Origin of the sequence: Jannaschia formosa, from assembly GCF_003340555.1 — a bacterium.
Classification (GTDB): domain Bacteria; phylum Pseudomonadota; class Alphaproteobacteria; order Rhodobacterales; family Rhodobacteraceae; genus Jannaschia; species Jannaschia formosa.
Genome location: NZ_QPLJ01000001.1, coordinates 204,231 through 219,138, shown reverse-complemented (window position 1 = coordinate 219,138; position 14,908 = coordinate 204,231). Strand labels below are relative to the sequence as shown.

Below are 14,908 nucleotides of genomic sequence, written 5' to 3'. Positions count from 1 at the left end.
GCGCCTACGATCAAGCGGCCGCGCTGTCGCGCACCAGATCGCCCGCCAGCGCGCGATCGATCAGGTCGGCCGTCTCCTCGGCGCCGTAAAGCGCGATGAAGCCGCCGAAGCGCGGGCCCTGATCGGCGCCGAGCAACACCTGGTAGAGCGCCTGGAACCAGGCCCGCATCGGGTCGAAGCGGTCGCGCCCGACATCGTAGACGAGGGACTGGAACGCCTCGTCCGTGGTCTCTCCGGTCCAGCCCCGCAGCCCGTTGCGCAGCGCCTCCAGCGCCTCGCGCTCGGGCTGGGTGGGCAGGCGGTAGGTCTTCGCAGGCTTCACGAAGTCGTTGTAGTAGCGCACGGCGCCCTCGGCGGCCGCGTGCAGCTGCGGGTTCCCCTCGGGCGAGGCGCCGGGCGCGTAGCGGCGGATGAAGCCCCAGAGCCTCTCGACATCCTCGGCCCCCGCGACCGAGGCGAGGTTCAGCAGCATCGAGAACGGCACGACCATGTCCGAGGCGGGCACGTCGCCGCCATGGATGTGGAAGACCGGGTTGTTCGCCTGCCCGGCGGTATCCTGATCGGGATAGGCGCGCAGCTGCTGGTGGTATTCGTCCACGGCCTTGGGGATCACGTCGAAATGCATCCGCTTGGCCGTCTTGGGCTTGAGATACATGAAATACGACAGCGATTCGGTCGCGGCATAGGTCAGCCATTCGTCGATCGACAGCCCGTTGCCCTTCGACTTTGAGATCTTCTCGCCATTGGCGTCGAGGAAAAGCTCATAGGTGAAATGCTCGGGCGGACGACCGCCCAGCGTGCGGCAGATCGCGTCGTAGACAGGCGTGTTGGCGGCGTGGTCCTTGCCGTACATCTCGAAATCGACGCCCAGCGCGGCCCAGCGCGCCCCGAAATCGGGCTTCCATTGCAGCTTCACGTTGCCGCCGGTGACGGGCAGGCGCCATTCGCGACCCTCCTCGTCGTCGAAGGTGACGTGGCCATCCGAGACGTCCTTCATCGGGACATAGAGCACGCGGCCCGTCTCGGGATGGATCGGCAGGAAGATGGAATAGGTCTGACGCCGCTCGTCCCGCAGGGTCTTGAGCATGATCGCCATCAGCTCGTCATAGCGTTCGGCGGCGCGCAGCAGGATCTCGTCGAACTGGCCGGCGCGATAGAACGCGGTGGCCGAGATGAACTCGTACTCGAAGCCGAACGTGTCGAGGAACCGGCGCAGCATCGCGTTGTTGTGCGCGCCGAAGCTGTCATGGGTGCCGAACGGATCGGGCACGTCCGTCAGCGGAAGCTGCAGATGGGCACGTAGCGCAGCCGGGTCGGGCACGTTGTCGGGCACCTTGCGCATCCCGTCGAGGTCGTCGCTGAAGCAGATCAGGCGGGTGGGGATGTCCGAGATCACCTCGAAGGCGCGGCGGATCATGGTGGTGCGGGCCACCTCGCCGAAGGTGCCGATATGCGGCAGACCCGAGGGGCCGTATCCCGTCTCGAACAGGACGTGGTCCTTCCCGGCCTGTTCGACGCGCTTGAGCAGGCGGCGCGCCTCTTCGAAGGGCCAGGCCTTAGAGGTCATCGCGGCGTCGCGGAGCGCGGTCATGGGGGCGTCCTTTCCGTCGGGGGGCAGGCTTGGTCCCCTATTGCGGCGGGGCGGCGCCGTCAATAAATCCGAGCGAAAGGAGCTTCCCATGACCGATCCCGCCTTCTCCGCCCAGGATGCCCTGGTCGCCCTGATGATCACGGTCTCGGCCTCGGATGCGACGATCCGGACCTCGGAGCTGCTGACGATCCAGGCGATCGTGAACCAGCTTCCGATCTTCGCGGGCTACGATGCGGACCGGATGGAGCAGGTCGCGCAGACCGTCTTCGACCTGCTGGAGGAAGAGGACGGGCTCGACGCGATCTTCGGGCTGGTGCGCGGCGCGCTGCCGAAAAGCCATCACGAGACCGCCTATGCGCTGGCCTGCGACGTGGCCGCGGCGGACGGGAATGTGCTGCAGACCGAGCTGCAGCTTCTGCGCGAGCTGCGCTACGAGCTGTCGCTCGATCCGCTGCACGCCGCTGCCATCGAGCGCGGGGCGCGGGCACGGCACCTGCCCCTGTAGGGGGCGCAGACGCCACTCCGTTGTTGGCGCCGCAGGGGCAGACCCTCGGCCGGAGGCGGGCGACGGGCCCGTCTCCGGCGGGCATAGTTGCGAGACATCGGAAGGGGATCACCGCTCCCGCGGCAGGTCCCGGGTCGTGTCGGGGGCGGGCTCCGGGAAGTCGGCCGGCGGCATCGGGACGATGATCGTCAGGGCCGCCGCCTGGAGCGGCAGGAGCGTGAGGGTGGCGACGAGGAGGAGGCGTGGCATGTCTTGTCCTTTGCGGTTGGCGTGCCCCTCCGATCTCGGTCGCCTGGTGCGCTGCGGGAAGCGCCGCTTCTGCGGAGCGGGTCTGCGAAAATGCAGGGCCAACCCAGCCGTCGGCGGTGTATGAGGACGGCATGTACGACTGGTCCGATATCCGCGTCTTCCTGGCGGTGCTGCGCCATGGTTCCGCCATCCGGGCGGCGCGGGCACTCGGCACCAACCAGACGACGGTGAGCCGCCGCCTTGCGCGGCTGGAGGCGGCGCTGTCGCTGCGCCTGTTCGAGCCGGGTCCGCGCGGCGCCGTCCCGACCGAGGCGGCGCGGCGGCTACGCGCGGAGGCGGAGGCAATGGAGGAGGCGGCCGACGCGCTTCGCCTGCGTGCCGAGGGGATGGCGCGGCGCGTCTCGGGCGTGATCCGGCTGACGGCCCATCCGACGGCGCTGCGCTACGCCGCCGGGATGCTGCCGCGCTTCCAGGCGCTGCATCCGGAGACGGAAATCCGGGTCGATACCGAGACTCGCGTCCTGTCGCTGGAGGACGGCGAGGCGGACGTGGCGCTGCGCGTCGCGGTCCGGCTTGCGGGCGACACGCTGGTCGCGCGCAAGCTGCTGGACCATCCCTGGGGGTTCTACGCCTCGAAGGGCTACATCGACCGCCACGGCAAGCCCTCGGGCTATGGCGACATGGCCGCGCATCGCATCGTCTGCTGCACCGGGCCGGAAGCGCAGCACGAACCGATTCGCATGGCGCAGGCGCGGTTGCCGGTTCACGATCATCCGGTGCGGATCCAGTCGCTCGACGGGGTCGTCGGCATGGTCCGCGCGGGCGAGGGCGTGGGCCTGCTCGCCCGGGCCACGGGCGACGTGCTGCCGGAGCTGGAATTCTGCTTCTCGGAGCCGGACCTCGTGCAGGGTCTCTGGCTGGTGACGTCGCAGGCGGGACATGCCGACCCGCTGATCCGCGCCTTCATCCGGTTCTGTGCCGAGGCCCTGCCGGCGGTCCTGCGGGAGTTGCCGCCGGAATGGCGCGCGTGAACTTCGCTGGAGCGGCGGGGCCGGCGTGTTACGCTGCGGCACCGGGCGGGAGGGCATGACATGAGTCGCGACATCGCGATCTGCGTGGGGACGACGAAAGGGGCCTTCGTGCTGCGCCCCGAGGGCGGGCGCTGGCGCGTGTCGGGGCCGCATTGCGACGGGATGCCGGTGAACCATTTCGCCGCCGACCCGGGGACGGGACGGATCTGGGCCGCAGGCGGCGGCGCCTGGGAGGGCGCGCGGGTCTGGCGCTCCGACGATGGCGGCGAGACCTGGACGCGGTGGCAGCTGACGACCGGCCGGATGGACGACTGGGCGGCGAACGACCCGGGCTTCGCCGCGATGATCGGCTGGACCGGGGCGACGCCGCCCTTCGGCGGCGCGTTCGAGCAGGTCTGGAGCCTGGCGCGCGCTCATGGCGTGCTCTGGGCCGGGACGAAGCCCGCCCGGCTGCTGCGCAGCCTCGACGATGGTGAGTCCTGGGAGGAGGTCCGGGGGCTGACCGACCATCCCTCCGCCGGAAGCTGGACCCCCGGCGCGGCCGGGCTGACGCTGCACACCATCGCCCCCCATCCGGAGGAGGCGCGGCGGCTCTGGATCGGCATCTCGGCCGCCGGGGTCTTCGCGACCGAGGATGGCGGCGACAGCTGGGAAAGGCGCAACCGGCTGTCGAACGCCGGGGCCTGCGCAGGCCATGACCACCCCGCAGCGCCGCGCGACGGCGAGACCGGCCATTGCGTCCACAACATGATGCGCGCGCCGGGGAACGGGGACGTCCTCTACCAGCAGAACCACCACGGGGTCTGGCGGTCGGCGGATGGAGGGCGCAGCTGGGACGACGTCACCGCCGGCCTGCCCTCGACCTTCGGCTTCCCGATCCGGGTTCATCCGCGCGACCCGGACACGATCTGGACGATCCCGCTGAACGGCGACATGGCGGGCCGCTTCCCGCCCGGCGCGGCGGCGGCGGTCTGGCGGTCGCGGGACGGAGGCCGCAGCTGGGAAGCGCTGCGCGAGGGCCTGCCGCAGGAGGCGTGCTTCTTCACCGTGCTGCGGCAGGCCATGGCCGGGGACGAGGCCGACCCGGCGGGGGTCTATTTCGGAACCAACACGGGATCGGTCTTTGCCAGTGCAGACGAGGGCGACACCTGGCAGGAGATCGCGCGCCACCTGCCGACGGTGCTGGGGGTCGAGACGGTGCCGCTGGCACGCCCCGCCTGAAGCGGGTCGGTCCTACCGCACCATGCCGACGATCTCGTAGGTCTTCTCGAGGATCGGCACCGTGATCTCCCGCGCCCGCTCGGCACCGCGCGCCAGCAGGCGGTCGATCTCGGCCGGGTCGGCCATCAGGCGCGCCATCTCGGTCGAGACGGGCGACAGCTTCGCCACCGCAAGGTCCGCGAGGTCCTGCTTGAAATGGCCGAGCTGGCCGCCTTCCTTCTCGGAGAGCACCGCCTCGACCGAACGCCCGTCGAGTGCCGCGTAGATGTTCACGAGGTTGCGCACGTCCGGCCGCCCATCCAGCCCCTCGGGCGTGCCGGGCAGGGGATCGGGATCGGTCTTGGCCTTGCGGAACTTCTTCGCGATCGTGTCCGCGTCGTCGGTCAGGTTGATGCGGCTGGCATCCACCGGGTCGGACTTGGACATCTTCCGCGTGCCGTCCTTCAGCGACATGACGCGGGTCGCTGCACCCTCGATGACGGGCTCGGTCAGCGGGAAGAACTCGACCCCGAAATCGTGGTTGAACTTCGCGGCGATGTCGCGCGTCAGTTCCAGGTGCTGCTTCTGGTCCTCGCCCACGGGGACATGGGTCGCGTGGTAGATCAGGATATCGGCGGCCATCAGCGCGGGATAGGCGAAAAGGCCCAGCGAGGCGCGTTCGGCATTGGCACCGGCCTTGTCCTTCCACTGGGTCATCCGCTCCATCCAGCCCATGCGGGCGACGCAGTTGAAGATCCAGGCCAGCTGCGCGTGCTCGGGCACCTGGGACTGGTTGATCAGGATCGACCGCTCCGGGTCGATGCCCGAGGCGAGGAAGCCCGCGCAGAGTTCGCGCGTGTTGTGGCGCAAGGTCGCGGGGTCCTGCGGCACGGTGATCGCGTGCAGGTCGACCATACAATAGACCGTCTGATGCGTCCCCCGTTCCTGCCAGTCGACGAAATTCACGATCGCGCCCAGATAGTTGCCCAGGGTCAGCCCGCCGGAGGGCTGGATCCCGGAAAAGACGCGGGGGGTGAAGGTCGGCTCGGGCATCGGTGGCTCCGGGGTGGCGCTGGTCGGGCGCATCGCTTAGCCCTGCCGGCGTTCCGCGTCAACGAAGGGCAGCGCCCATGCACGACCCCCGCAACCAGAGCCCGTTCAACGCGCTGCCGCCCGAGATCGTGGTCCTTGCCGTCGTGATTGCGGGGATCGAGCTGATGTTCCAGGCCGGCGAGGCCGGGTTCATCGGCGGGCAGGAGGCGGTGGGCTGGCGGCTGACCGCGATCCGCGACTGGGCCGTGTTCGACCCGCTCTTCGCTTGGATGCTGCAGACGCGGCAGATGCTCGCGGGCGAATGGGCGCGCCTGCTGACCTATCCGCTGCTGCATGGCTCGTTCGGACATGCCGCCTTCGTGGTGGTCTTCGTGCTGGCCATCGGCAACGCGGTGGCGCCGGTCTATCGCGGCTGGCGCGTCTGGCTGGTGTTCTGGGGCGCGGCGCTGGCGGGGGCGGCGGCCTACCTGATCCTGTTCTCGACGGAGCGGCCCCTCTTCGGCGGCTATCCTGCGGCCTACGGGCTGATCGGGGCGTTCACGCTGCTCACGCGCAAGGGTCTGACCCGCGCGCCGGCGGACCGGGCCTTCCTGCTGATCGGCTTCCTGCTGGCGATCCAGCCGGTCTTCGGCCTGGCCTCGGGCGCGGGCCTGTCCTGGGTCCCCGACTGGATCGCCGACCTGACCGGCTTCGCCGCAGGCTACGGAATCGCGGTGCTGCTGTTCCCGGGCGAGTGGGACCGCCTCCGCAAGCGTGCCCGGAGGCGCTGAGCTACCCGGTCAGGCCAGCCGCGTCAGCAGCGCCTTCTGCACCGCATGGGTTCCGGCCACAACGCCCGGAACCTGGGGCAGGGGGTTGTTGAAGCGCAGCGTGGCGCCGGACCGCGTGGTGGCGGCCCCGCCGGCCTCGGTCACGATCAGCGCTCCCGCCGCGATGTCCCATTCCCAGGTCTCGCGCAGGGTCAGCATCGCGTCGAAGCGCCCCTCGGCGGCCAGCGCCAGCCGGAAGGCCAGCGACGACACCCAACGCCGCGCGATCGGCGGCGTGCCGCCCCGCCAGACCTCGTCGCGGAAGGCGGGCCTCGCGCCCAATACCTCCGCCCCGTCCAGCACGGTCCGACCCGAAGGCGCGATGGGCCAGCCCTCGCGCGTCGCCCCGGCGCCCAGCGCGGCTGCATAGAGCCGGTCCTTCATCGGCAGGTAGATCGCTGCGGCGACGGGCACGCCATCCTCGACCACGGCGAGGGAATGGGCCCAGGTCGGCTCTCCGGCGATGAAGGCGCGGGTGCCGTCGATCGGGTCGACGACGAAGACGCGGCGGGCGTTCAGGCGTGCCGGGTCGTCCGGACTCTCCTCCGACAGCCAGGCATAGTCCGGCCGGGCGGCCGTCAGCGTCTCGCGCAGCATGGCGTCGACGGCGAGATCGGCGGCCGTGACCGGCCCTTGCCCGTCCCCCTTGTCGCGCACGCGCAGGTCGCGCGTGGCATGGAAGCGGGCGATCCGGCCCGCCTCCATCGCGGCCTCGCAGAGCAGGTCGCGATCTCCCTCGGCCGTGGCGGCGGCCTCAGCCGCCTGCAATCGTCAGCCCTTCGACCAGTAGCGACGGCACCTGCCGTCCGATATGGGTCCGCGCGTCGTTCGCGGGGATCAGGCTGCGCAGCATCTGCCGCAGGTTGCCCGCGACGGTGCATTCGTTCACGGGCCGGACGATCTCGCCGTTCTCGACCCAGAACCCGGAGGCGCCGCGCGAATAGTCACCCGTGGTGGGATTGATCGAGGAGCCGATCATCGAGGTCACCAGCAGCCCCGTTCCCATCTGCGCGATCAGGTCCTCGCGCGTGGCATCGCCCTGCGTGAGAAGCACGTTCCCTGCACTGGGCGAGGGCGGGGCCGAGGTGCCGCGCGCGGCATTGCCGGTGCTGGTCAGCCCCAGCTTGCGCGCCGTGGCGAGGTCCAGCACCCACCCCTTCAGCACCCCGTTCTCCACGAGGCGCCGGGGGCCGACGGGCAGTCCCTCGGCATCGAAGGGCTTCGAGCCGGAGATGCGCGGCAGGGTCGAATCCTCGACGAGGTCGATCGCGTCGGGCAGCACGGCCTCGCCCATCGCGCCCCGCAGGAAGCTCGCGCCGCGCGCCACCGAGGCGCCGTTGATCGCGCCCAGCAGGTGGCCGATCAACTGCCCCGCGACCCGCTCGTCGTAGAGAACGGGATAGGCCCCGGTCGGCGGCTTGGTCGCGCCGCGCCGGGCGACGGCCCGCTCGGCGGCGAGGCGGCCGACCTCCTCGGGGCTGTCGAGATCGGACAGGTGGACGCGGCTGTCGCCGTAATAGTCGCGCTCCATCTTCGTGCCCTCGCCGGTGATCGCGACGCATGACAGCGAGGTGCCGGTGCGACGGTAGCCGCCCGAGAAGCCGTTGGTCGCGGCCAGATGGATGCGCCGGTCACCGTGGGAGGCGCCGGCCGACCCGACCTGCGAGACGCCCCCCACCGCCAGCGCGGCCGCCTCGGCACGCGCGGCCATGTCCTGCAGCGCCTCGGGGCTGGGCGTGGGGGCGTCGTCCACGAGGTCCAGCGCGGCGACGTCCCAGTCCCGGGCCAGCGCCTCCGGATCGGCCAGCCCGACATGCGGGTCCTCGGGGGCGGCACGGGCCATGGCGACGGCGCGTTCGGCCATCTCGGCCATGGTGCGGGCGCTGGTGTCGCTGGCCGAGACGCAGGCCTGCCGCTTGCCGATCAGGACGCGCAGGCCGATCTCGACGCCCTCGGCGCGCTCGGCCTGCTCCAGCCTGCCCCTCAGCACGTCGACGGAAATCGAGGTTCCGTCGACGGCGAGCGCGTCGGCCGCCTCGGCCCCCGCGCGCCTTGCGACATGGAGCAGCTCTTCGGTGAGGCGGGACAGGTCGGTGCGGTCGGTCATCGGAGCTCTCGTCTGGGGTTGCCCTGCGAGGTAGCCTCGCGCGAGCCCAGTCTCAAGGTCGCGCCCGAACGCCCTCGCCGACTGGGCCCCCCGCCCGAAGGCGCGAGGCCCGCCCCCGACGTCAGACCGTGTAGTTGAGAGCGAGCCGCCCGCCGTCGACATAGATCGTCTCGCCGGTCACGTAGCTCGCCTTGGACGAGGCGAGGAAGGCCACGACGTCGCCGATCTCCCGCGCGGTTCCCGGCCGCTTCAGCGGCGTGCGCGACATGGCGCGGGTGAAGGCGGCGGGGTCGGCGTTGACCGAGGCCATCATCTCCGTGTCGATCGAGCCCGGACCGACCGCATTGACGCGGATGCCGTGAGGCGCGAGGGCCAGCGAGGCGACCTTGGTCAGCTGCATGACGCCGCCCTTCGACGCGCAGTAGCCGGCGATCTGCGGGATCGCGACCTGCGCGTTGATCGAGGACATGTTGACGATGGCGCCCTGCAGCCCCTCGGCCACCAGGGTCTTCGCCGCCCGCTGCGTTGCGAGGAAGACGCCGACGAGGTTGATGTCGAGCACCTTGCGGAACTGCGCCTCGGTCATCTCGAGGAAGTCGGCGCCGATGGCGATGCCCGCGTTGTTCACGAGGACGGAGACCGGTCCGACCTCTGCCTCGACCTTGTCGAATAGCTCGGCGATCTGCGCGGGGTCGCCCATGTCGCAGATATAGCCGTGGCCGCCGAGACGCTCGGCCTCGGCGTGGACGCTGTCCTTGATGTCGGCGAGTACGACGCGGCAGCCGTCCTCGGCCAGGGCCTCGGCACAGGCGAGGCCGATGCCCTGCGCGGCGCCGGTGATGAGTGCGATACGGTCCGTCATGGAGCCCTCCGGGTTTGACCGGGACAGCCATGGCCGCCCGGCGCGCGGGCGTCAACGGATGGGGAGCACCGTCTCGATCCGGTCGACCGGGGTGCCGTCGCGCAGCAGCACGGCCTCTCCGCGATAGAGCCCTTGGGGCCAGCCCTCGCCCGGTGTGCGACGGCCCGCTGCGCGGAACAGCTCTGCCTGCGTGCGGTCGAGCAGGGCGTCATGGGCGAAGACCTCCTGCCCCGCCGGGCCGAGGATGCGCAGCCGGACCGTGTCGCCGACCCGCCCGCCGAAGAGCGACGCCCAGAGGACCAGCGCCGGGGCCGTCACGGGCAGGCCGGGCGCGTCGGCGGTGCCCGCCTTGACCGCGGCGTAGTCGGGGACGGCGTCCGAGAAGCCGATGGAGAGGAAGCCGCCGGGCTCGTAGGTGGGCGGGTCCTGCCACAGCCCGGCGGGAAAGGGGTCGACCTCCTGCCCGTTGCGCCGGACCGAGAGGTGGACATGGGGGAACTGGGTGCTGCCGGACAGGCCGACGCGCCCGACCTCGTCGCCCGCGCGCAGGCGGTCGCCCTCGGCCACGCGGACGGAGCCGCGTGCCAGGTGGCAGAGCTGCGTCTCCCATCCGCCGGGATGGGTGAGGACGACCGCGTTTCCGCATTCGCGCCCCGCGACCTCCTCCGGGTCGGTCATGATCCGGTCGGCCATGCCGTCCCGCGTCGCGCGGACGATGCCGTCGGCCGGGGCGAGGACCGGCACCCCGGCCTCCATCGCCTCCAGGTCGGAGACGCGGAAATCGGTGCCGCGATGGCCGTCATAGGTCAGCGGCCCGCCGGTGTGGTCTGTGGCCCCGGGTCCGGGATCGGCATCGACATATTGCTGGATGAAGCAGGTTTCGCCCAGCCGGCAGTCGAGCGGCAGCCGCAGCGACAGGTCCTGAGCTGCGGCGGGGGCGGCGAGCAGCGCCAGCGCCCCTGCGGGCAGCAGCGGCCCCCGGAGACCTCGCCGCGCACCGGCCTTCCGCGGCCGTGTCAGGGCAAGCTCGCCCGGCGATCTCGTCCAACGCCGCCGCCCGGCCGCCCATGCGAAAAGGCCCCCGTGTCGGGGGCCTTTCCTTGTTGATCCGCTGGTCATGCGCCGATCACTCGGCGGTCAGAAGCGGGGGCTTCTTGTTCGAGATCTTCGGCGCGCCCGGCTCCTCGACCCGCAGGTCGAGCTTGCCGTCCTTGACCCCGACCCGGACCAGCCCGCCCTTGGCCAGCTTGCCGAACAGAAGCTCCTCCGCGAGCGGCTTCTTCACGTGCTCCTGGATCACGCGGGCCAGCGGCCGCGCGCCCATCTTGTCGTCGTAGCCCTTGTCCGCGATCCATTCGGCCGCGTCCTTCGAAAGCTCGATCGTGACGCCACGGTCCAGAAGCTGCGCCTCCAGCTGGAGGACGAACTTCTCGACCACCTGCAGGATCGTCTCCTTCGGCAGCGGCGCGAAGCTGACGACCGCATCCAGGCGGTTGCGGAACTCGGGCGTGAAGGTCCGCTCGATGGCGGCGGTATCCTCGCCCTCGCGCCGCTCCCGGCCGAAGCCAAGCGGGGCGCGCGCCGCGTCCGAGGCGCCGGCGTTCGACGTCATGATCAGGATGACGTTCCGGAAATCCACCGCCCGGCCGTTATGGTCGGTCAGCTTGCCGTGGTCCATCACCTGCAGGAGGATGTTGAACACGTCCGGATGCGCCTTCTCGATCTCGTCGAGCAGCAGCACGCAATGCGGGTGCTGGTCGACGCCGTCGGTCAGCAGGCCGCCCTGGTCGAAGCCGACATAGCCCGGAGGCGCGCCGATCAGTCGCGAGACGGCGTGCTTCTCCATGTATTCCGACATGTCGAAGCGCAGCATCTCGACGCCGAGGGTGTCGGCGAGTTGCTTGGCCACCTCGGTCTTGCCGACGCCGGTCGGGCCCGCGAAAAGGTAGTTGCCGATGGGCTTCTCCGGTTCGCGCAGGCCGGCGCGGGCCAGCTTGATCGCCGACGACAGCGCCTCGATGGCCGGATCCTGGCCGAAGACGACGCGCTTGAGCGAGGCTTCCAGATCGCGCAGCACCTCCTGATCGTCCTTGGAGACGTTCTTCGGCGGGATGCGGGCGATCTTGGCGACAACGGCCTCGATCTCCTTCACGCCGATGGTCTTGCGACGCTTCGATTCGGCGACCAGCGCCTGCGCGGCGCCCGCCTCGTCGATCACGTCGATGGCCTTGTCGGGCAGCTTGCGGTCGTTGACGTAGCGCGCCGACAGCTCCACCGCCGACTTGATGGCGTCGGCCGTGTACTTGATCGAGTGGTGATCCTCGAAGCGGGACTTGAGGCCCTTCAGGATCTTCACCGTGTCCTCGACCGAAGGCTCGTTGACGTCGATCTTCTGGAACCGGCGGCTCAGCGCGCGGTCCTTCTCGAAATGCTGCCGGAACTCCTTGTAGGTGGTCGATCCCATGGTGCGCAGCTTGCCGCCCTGAAGCGCGGGCTTCAGGAGGTTCGACGCGTCCATCGCGCCGCCGGAGGTGGCGCCGGCGCCGATCACGGTGTGGATCTCGTCGATGAACAGCACCGCGTCGGGATGTTCCTCGAGCTCGGTCACGACCGCCTTCAGCCGCTCCTCAAAGTCGCCGCGATAGCGGGTGCCCGCCAGCAGCGCGCCCATGTCGAGCGAATAGATCGTGGCGCCGGCCAGGACATCCGGGACCTCTCCCTGGACGATCTTGAACGCCAGGCCTTCCGCGATGGCGGTCTTGCCGACGCCCGGATCGCCCACGAGCAGCGGGTTGTTCTTGCGGCGGCGGCACAGCACCTGGATCGACCGCTCGACCTCGTGATCGCGGCCGATCAGCGGATCGACGTCGCCCTTCGCCGCCTTCTTGTTGAGGTCGACGCAATACTTCGCCAGCGCGCTTTCGCGGTTCTCGGAGGGGTTGGGGCCGCTTTCGTGGGCCTGGCCTTGCTCCTCGCTCTCGTCGGCGCCCTGGATCGGGCGGGCCTCGCCGAACTCGGGATCCTTGGCGACGCCATGGGCGATGAAGTTGACCGCGTCGTAGCGGGTCATGTCCTGCTCCTGCAGGAAGTAGGCCGCGTTCGATTCGCGCTCGGCGAAGATGGCGACGAGCACGTTGGCGCCGGTCACCTCGGTACGGCCCGAGGACTGGACGTGGATCGCCGCACGCTGGATGACGCGCTGGAACGCCGCGGTGGGCACCGCCTCGGAGCCCTCGACCTCGGTCACGAGGGTCGAGAGGTCGTCCTCGATGAATTCCTCGACGGTCTGCCGAAGCTCCTCGAGGTTGACGCCGCAGGCCTGCATCACGCGGGCCGCGTCCGGCTCGTCGATGAGCACGAGCAGCAGGTGTTCCAGGGTGGCCAGTTCGTGACGGCGCGCGTTGGCCTGCGCGAGAGCCGCGTGGATGGCTTGTTCAAGAGTGTTCGAGAACGAAGGCATGGTGTTCTCCTTAGCCGTCGGCAGCACATGGGAGTATGGGCCGCGTCTTCTTAAGTTTTGGTTGTCCCCACGGGGGCTTCAACCTTTTTCTCGCCTGCTGCCGCCAACAGTGACGGGCAAGTGATGCGCAAGCGACGCTGAACGATGCATCAGAAGGCATCCTTTGCACGGCGCGCCGCGGCAAAGGTCGTCTCGTCGCTTTGTCCGATGGTTCCCGTCGCAGCCTTGACCGCATCGACATGGCTGCGAAGGAACGGGTTGGTGTGGCGTTCCTCACCGAGCGTCGACGGCACGGAAGGCACACCTTCCGCCCTCAGCGCGCCGACCTCGGATGCCCTAGAATTAAGCGCCGCGCTGCCGGGTTCAAGTGTGGCCGCGAAGGCGAGGTTGGCGGCGGTATACTCGTGCCCCGAGGCGATCAGCAGGTCGTCCGGAAGATCGGCGAATTGCGAAAGGGAGCGGTGCATCCGCTCCGCCGTTCCCTCGAAGAGCCGGCCGCAGCCCGCCGCCATCAGGCTGTCGCCGGTGAAGGCCACGTCCTCGAAGACGAAGGCGACATGGCCGATCGTGTGGCCGGACACGTCCCAGACCCGCGCCTCGGCCTCGCCGATGCGGATCGTGTCGCCGGGCCGCACGGGGTTGTCGAGCGGGGGCAGGCGTTCCGCGTCCTCCGCATTGCCCCAGACCTTCGCACCGGTTTCCGCCACGAGATCGGCGACGCCGTCGACATGGTCCCAGTGGTGATGAGTCAGCAGAATGTCGGTCAGGGTCCAGTCCCGTTCCTTCAGCGCGGCCAGGATCGGACCCGCGTCGGGCACGTCGACGACGCCCACCCGGTCGCCGGAGCGGAACAGGAACGCGTAATTGTCCGACAGGCACGGGACGGTGACGAGGCTGGGGGCGAGGGTCATGGCATTCTCCGTCTGTGACGATAAGGATGACGCCGAATGAGGCAGGAGCAAGGGGTCCCATGCATCTGGACGTGCTCGATCTGCGGCATTTCTATTACCGCACCCGGCTGGGACGTGCGGCGCAGAAGGCCGTACGCGACAAGCTGGTCGAACTCTGGCCCGAGACGAAGGGACGCACGGTAGCCGGGTTCGGCTTCGCCGTCCCGCTGCTGCGGCCCTTCCTGCGCGACGCGCGCCGGGTGATCGGGCTGATGCCCGCGCCGCAGGGAGTGATGCACTGGCCCGCGGGGATGGCGAACGTCTCGGTTCTCGTCGAGGAGACGCTCTGGCCGCTCGACACCGGCTCCGTCGACCGGCTGGTCGTGCTGCACGGGCTGGAGACCTCCGAGAACCCGAACGCGCTGCTGGACGAATGCGCCCGGGTCCTCGGGCCGGGGGGGCGTGCGGTGTTCATCGTGCCGAACCGCTCCGGCCTCTGGGCGCGGCGCGACGGGACGCCCTTCGGCTTCGGGCGGCCCTATTCGCTGCGCCAGCTCGAGGCGCAGGTGACGGCGGCGGGGCTGATCCCCGAGCGGCATGTCGCGGCGCTGTTCGTCCCGCCCAGCGAGAACAAGTTCTGGCTGCGCTTCGGCGGGCTGATCGAGCGGCTGGGCCAGCGGCTGTCGCGGTCGGGCGGGGGCGGCGTGATGCTGCTGGAAGTGTCTAAGCAGGTCCCGGCCCGGCCCCGCACGGGCCTGGCCGAGCGGGTGCAGCGGCCGCTGCGCGTGCTGGAAGGCGTGCCGGAGCCGACGGCGGCGGGACGCATGCGCTAGGCCCGGGCGATTCTGTCGGTCGCGGGACGCGGCGCCACCTCGAACGAGCCCGAGGCTCTGGGCCGCGGCACGCCGGACCTACCGCATTCCGGGTGCCGTCACGTCGACGCAAGGCTTGCGGGAAAGGGTCCTGCCGCGCCGCGGCGGCGCCTGTGCCGCGGCGCCGCATTTTCCGCCCGTCCTGCGACGAATGACCATGGCCGCGCAGTTGCAGGGTCGGATACCCTCTGCTAGAGGGAGCGCGATTTCGGGGTCGGGTCCGTCGCGGACCCGAACTAAAGGGGCGATGCCGGGGGGACCGGGGCAGCCCGAGACTGT

Annotated in this window: 14 protein-coding genes; 5 read left to right on the top strand and 9 right to left on the bottom strand. The window is 70.3% G+C overall.

Annotation, left to right across the window (positions count from 1 at the left end):
- Positions 1 to 10: 10 nt before the first annotated feature.
- The gene (locus tag DR046_RS01140; RefSeq protein WP_115379101.1) at positions 11 to 1,591 is read right to left on the bottom strand and encodes a lysine--tRNA ligase; all 1,581 of its coding nucleotides are present in this window, start codon (positions 1,589 to 1,591) and stop codon (positions 11 to 13) included.
- 88 nt (positions 1,592 to 1,679) lie between these two features.
- Here DR046_RS01140 and DR046_RS01135 point away from each other — a divergent pair, with 88 nt between their 5' ends.
- Positions 1,680 to 2,096, top strand: a complete 417-nt coding sequence (locus tag DR046_RS01135) for a tellurite resistance TerB family protein (protein WP_115379099.1) — start codon at positions 1,680 to 1,682, stop codon at positions 2,094 to 2,096.
- A 108-nt stretch (positions 2,097 to 2,204) separates the two neighbouring features.
- Here the strand turns inward: DR046_RS01135 and DR046_RS23455 are convergent, their stop codons facing one another.
- Complete coding sequence (locus DR046_RS23455) at positions 2,205 to 2,345, bottom strand: hypothetical protein (protein ID WP_167766821.1); 141 nt, start codon at positions 2,343 to 2,345, stop codon at positions 2,205 to 2,207.
- Positions 2,346 to 2,476: 131 nt separating this feature from the next.
- On the opposite strand from DR046_RS23455, the gene DR046_RS01130 reads away from it, so the two are divergent.
- Together DR046_RS01130 and DR046_RS01125 are read left to right on the top strand one after the other, a co-directional pair.
- Complete coding sequence (locus tag DR046_RS01130; protein ID WP_115379097.1) at positions 2,477 to 3,376, top strand: LysR family transcriptional regulator; 900 nt, start codon at positions 2,477 to 2,479, stop codon at positions 3,374 to 3,376.
- Positions 3,377 to 3,436: 60 nt separating this feature from the next.
- Positions 3,437 to 4,597, top strand: coding sequence for a WD40/YVTN/BNR-like repeat-containing protein (locus DR046_RS01125; protein ID WP_115379095.1), 1,161 nt, complete (start codon positions 3,437 to 3,439; stop codon positions 4,595 to 4,597).
- 12 nt (positions 4,598 to 4,609) lie between these two features.
- On the opposite strand, the gene trpS is transcribed toward DR046_RS01125, so the two are convergent.
- Positions 4,610 to 5,629, bottom strand: a complete 1,020-nt coding sequence (gene trpS / locus DR046_RS01120) for a tryptophan--tRNA ligase (protein ID WP_115379093.1) — start codon at positions 5,627 to 5,629, stop codon at positions 4,610 to 4,612.
- 77 nt (positions 5,630 to 5,706) lie between these two features.
- Here trpS and DR046_RS01115 point away from each other — a divergent pair, with 77 nt between their 5' ends.
- On the top strand, positions 5,707 to 6,399 hold the full coding sequence (locus DR046_RS01115) for a rhomboid family intramembrane serine protease (RefSeq protein ID WP_115379091.1): 693 nt from the start codon (positions 5,707 to 5,709) through the stop codon (positions 6,397 to 6,399).
- A 9-nt stretch (positions 6,400 to 6,408) separates the two neighbouring features.
- Here the strand turns inward: DR046_RS01115 and DR046_RS01110 are convergent, their stop codons facing one another.
- The 6 genes from DR046_RS01110 to gloB form a co-directional block, all read right to left on the bottom strand.
- Entirely contained in the window at positions 6,409 to 7,206 is a 798-nt protein-coding gene (locus DR046_RS01110) for a 3'(2'),5'-bisphosphate nucleotidase CysQ (RefSeq protein ID WP_370815444.1), read from the bottom strand.
- Positions 7,193 to 8,545, bottom strand: coding sequence for a TldD/PmbA family protein (locus DR046_RS01105; protein WP_115379088.1), 1,353 nt, complete (start codon positions 8,543 to 8,545; stop codon positions 7,193 to 7,195). Before DR046_RS01105 ends, DR046_RS01110 begins: the two co-directional genes overlap by 14 nt.
- Before the next feature lie 121 nt (positions 8,546 to 8,666).
- Positions 8,667 to 9,407: an SDR family NAD(P)-dependent oxidoreductase gene (locus tag DR046_RS01100; protein ID WP_115379086.1), complete on the bottom strand. Its 741-nt coding sequence runs from the start codon at positions 9,405 to 9,407 to the stop codon at positions 8,667 to 8,669.
- Between the two features lie 51 nt (positions 9,408 to 9,458).
- Positions 9,459 to 10,526, bottom strand: coding sequence for a M23 family metallopeptidase (locus DR046_RS01095; RefSeq protein ID WP_115379084.1), 1,068 nt, complete (start codon positions 10,524 to 10,526; stop codon positions 9,459 to 9,461).
- 7 nt (positions 10,527 to 10,533) lie between these two features.
- The gene (clpA, locus tag DR046_RS01090) at positions 10,534 to 12,867 is read right to left on the bottom strand and encodes an ATP-dependent Clp protease ATP-binding subunit ClpA (protein WP_115379082.1); all 2,334 of its coding nucleotides are present in this window, start codon (positions 12,865 to 12,867) and stop codon (positions 10,534 to 10,536) included.
- A gap of 149 nt (positions 12,868 to 13,016) precedes the next feature.
- Positions 13,017 to 13,778: a hydroxyacylglutathione hydrolase gene (gene gloB, locus DR046_RS01085; RefSeq protein ID WP_115379080.1), complete on the bottom strand. Its 762-nt coding sequence runs from the start codon at positions 13,776 to 13,778 to the stop codon at positions 13,017 to 13,019.
- Positions 13,779 to 13,837: 59 nt separating this feature from the next.
- On the opposite strand from gloB, the gene DR046_RS01080 reads away from it, so the two are divergent.
- Positions 13,838 to 14,590, top strand: a complete 753-nt coding sequence (locus tag DR046_RS01080) for a class I SAM-dependent methyltransferase (protein WP_115379078.1) — start codon at positions 13,838 to 13,840, stop codon at positions 14,588 to 14,590.
- Positions 14,591 to 14,908: the final 318 nt, after the last annotated feature.

Excerpts from the sequence above, each read along its gene's own strand:
- trpS (WP_115379093.1), bottom strand. The coding sequence starts at position 5,629 with ATGCCCGAGCCGACCTTCACCCCCCGCGTCTTTTCCGGGATCCAGCCC.
- DR046_RS01130 (WP_115379097.1), top strand. The coding sequence starts at position 2,477 with ATGTACGACTGGTCCGATATCCGCGTCTTCCTGGCGGTGCTGCGCCAT.
- clpA (WP_115379082.1), bottom strand. The coding sequence starts at position 12,867 with ATGCCTTCGTTCTCGAACACTCTTGAACAAGCCATCCACGCGGCTCTC.
- DR046_RS01100 (WP_115379086.1), bottom strand. The coding sequence starts at position 9,407 with ATGACGGACCGTATCGCACTCATCACCGGCGCCGCGCAGGGCATCGGC.
- DR046_RS23455 (WP_167766821.1), bottom strand. The coding sequence starts at position 2,345 with ATGCCACGCCTCCTCCTCGTCGCCACCCTCACGCTCCTGCCGCTCCAG.
- DR046_RS01125 (WP_115379095.1), top strand. The coding sequence starts at position 3,437 with ATGAGTCGCGACATCGCGATCTGCGTGGGGACGACGAAAGGGGCCTTC.
- DR046_RS01105 (WP_115379088.1), bottom strand. The coding sequence starts at position 8,545 with ATGACCGACCGCACCGACCTGTCCCGCCTCACCGAAGAGCTGCTCCAT.
- DR046_RS01095 (WP_115379084.1), bottom strand. The coding sequence starts at position 10,526 with ATGACCAGCGGATCAACAAGGAAAGGCCCCCGACACGGGGGCCTTTTC.
- DR046_RS01080 (WP_115379078.1), top strand. The coding sequence starts at position 13,838 with ATGCATCTGGACGTGCTCGATCTGCGGCATTTCTATTACCGCACCCGG.
- gloB (WP_115379080.1), bottom strand. The coding sequence starts at position 13,778 with ATGACCCTCGCCCCCAGCCTCGTCACCGTCCCGTGCCTGTCGGACAAT.
- DR046_RS01140 (WP_115379101.1), bottom strand. The coding sequence starts at position 1,591 with ATGACCGCGCTCCGCGACGCCGCGATGACCTCTAAGGCCTGGCCCTTC.
- DR046_RS01135 (WP_115379099.1), top strand. The coding sequence starts at position 1,680 with ATGACCGATCCCGCCTTCTCCGCCCAGGATGCCCTGGTCGCCCTGATG.
- DR046_RS01115 (WP_115379091.1), top strand. The coding sequence starts at position 5,707 with ATGCACGACCCCCGCAACCAGAGCCCGTTCAACGCGCTGCCGCCCGAG.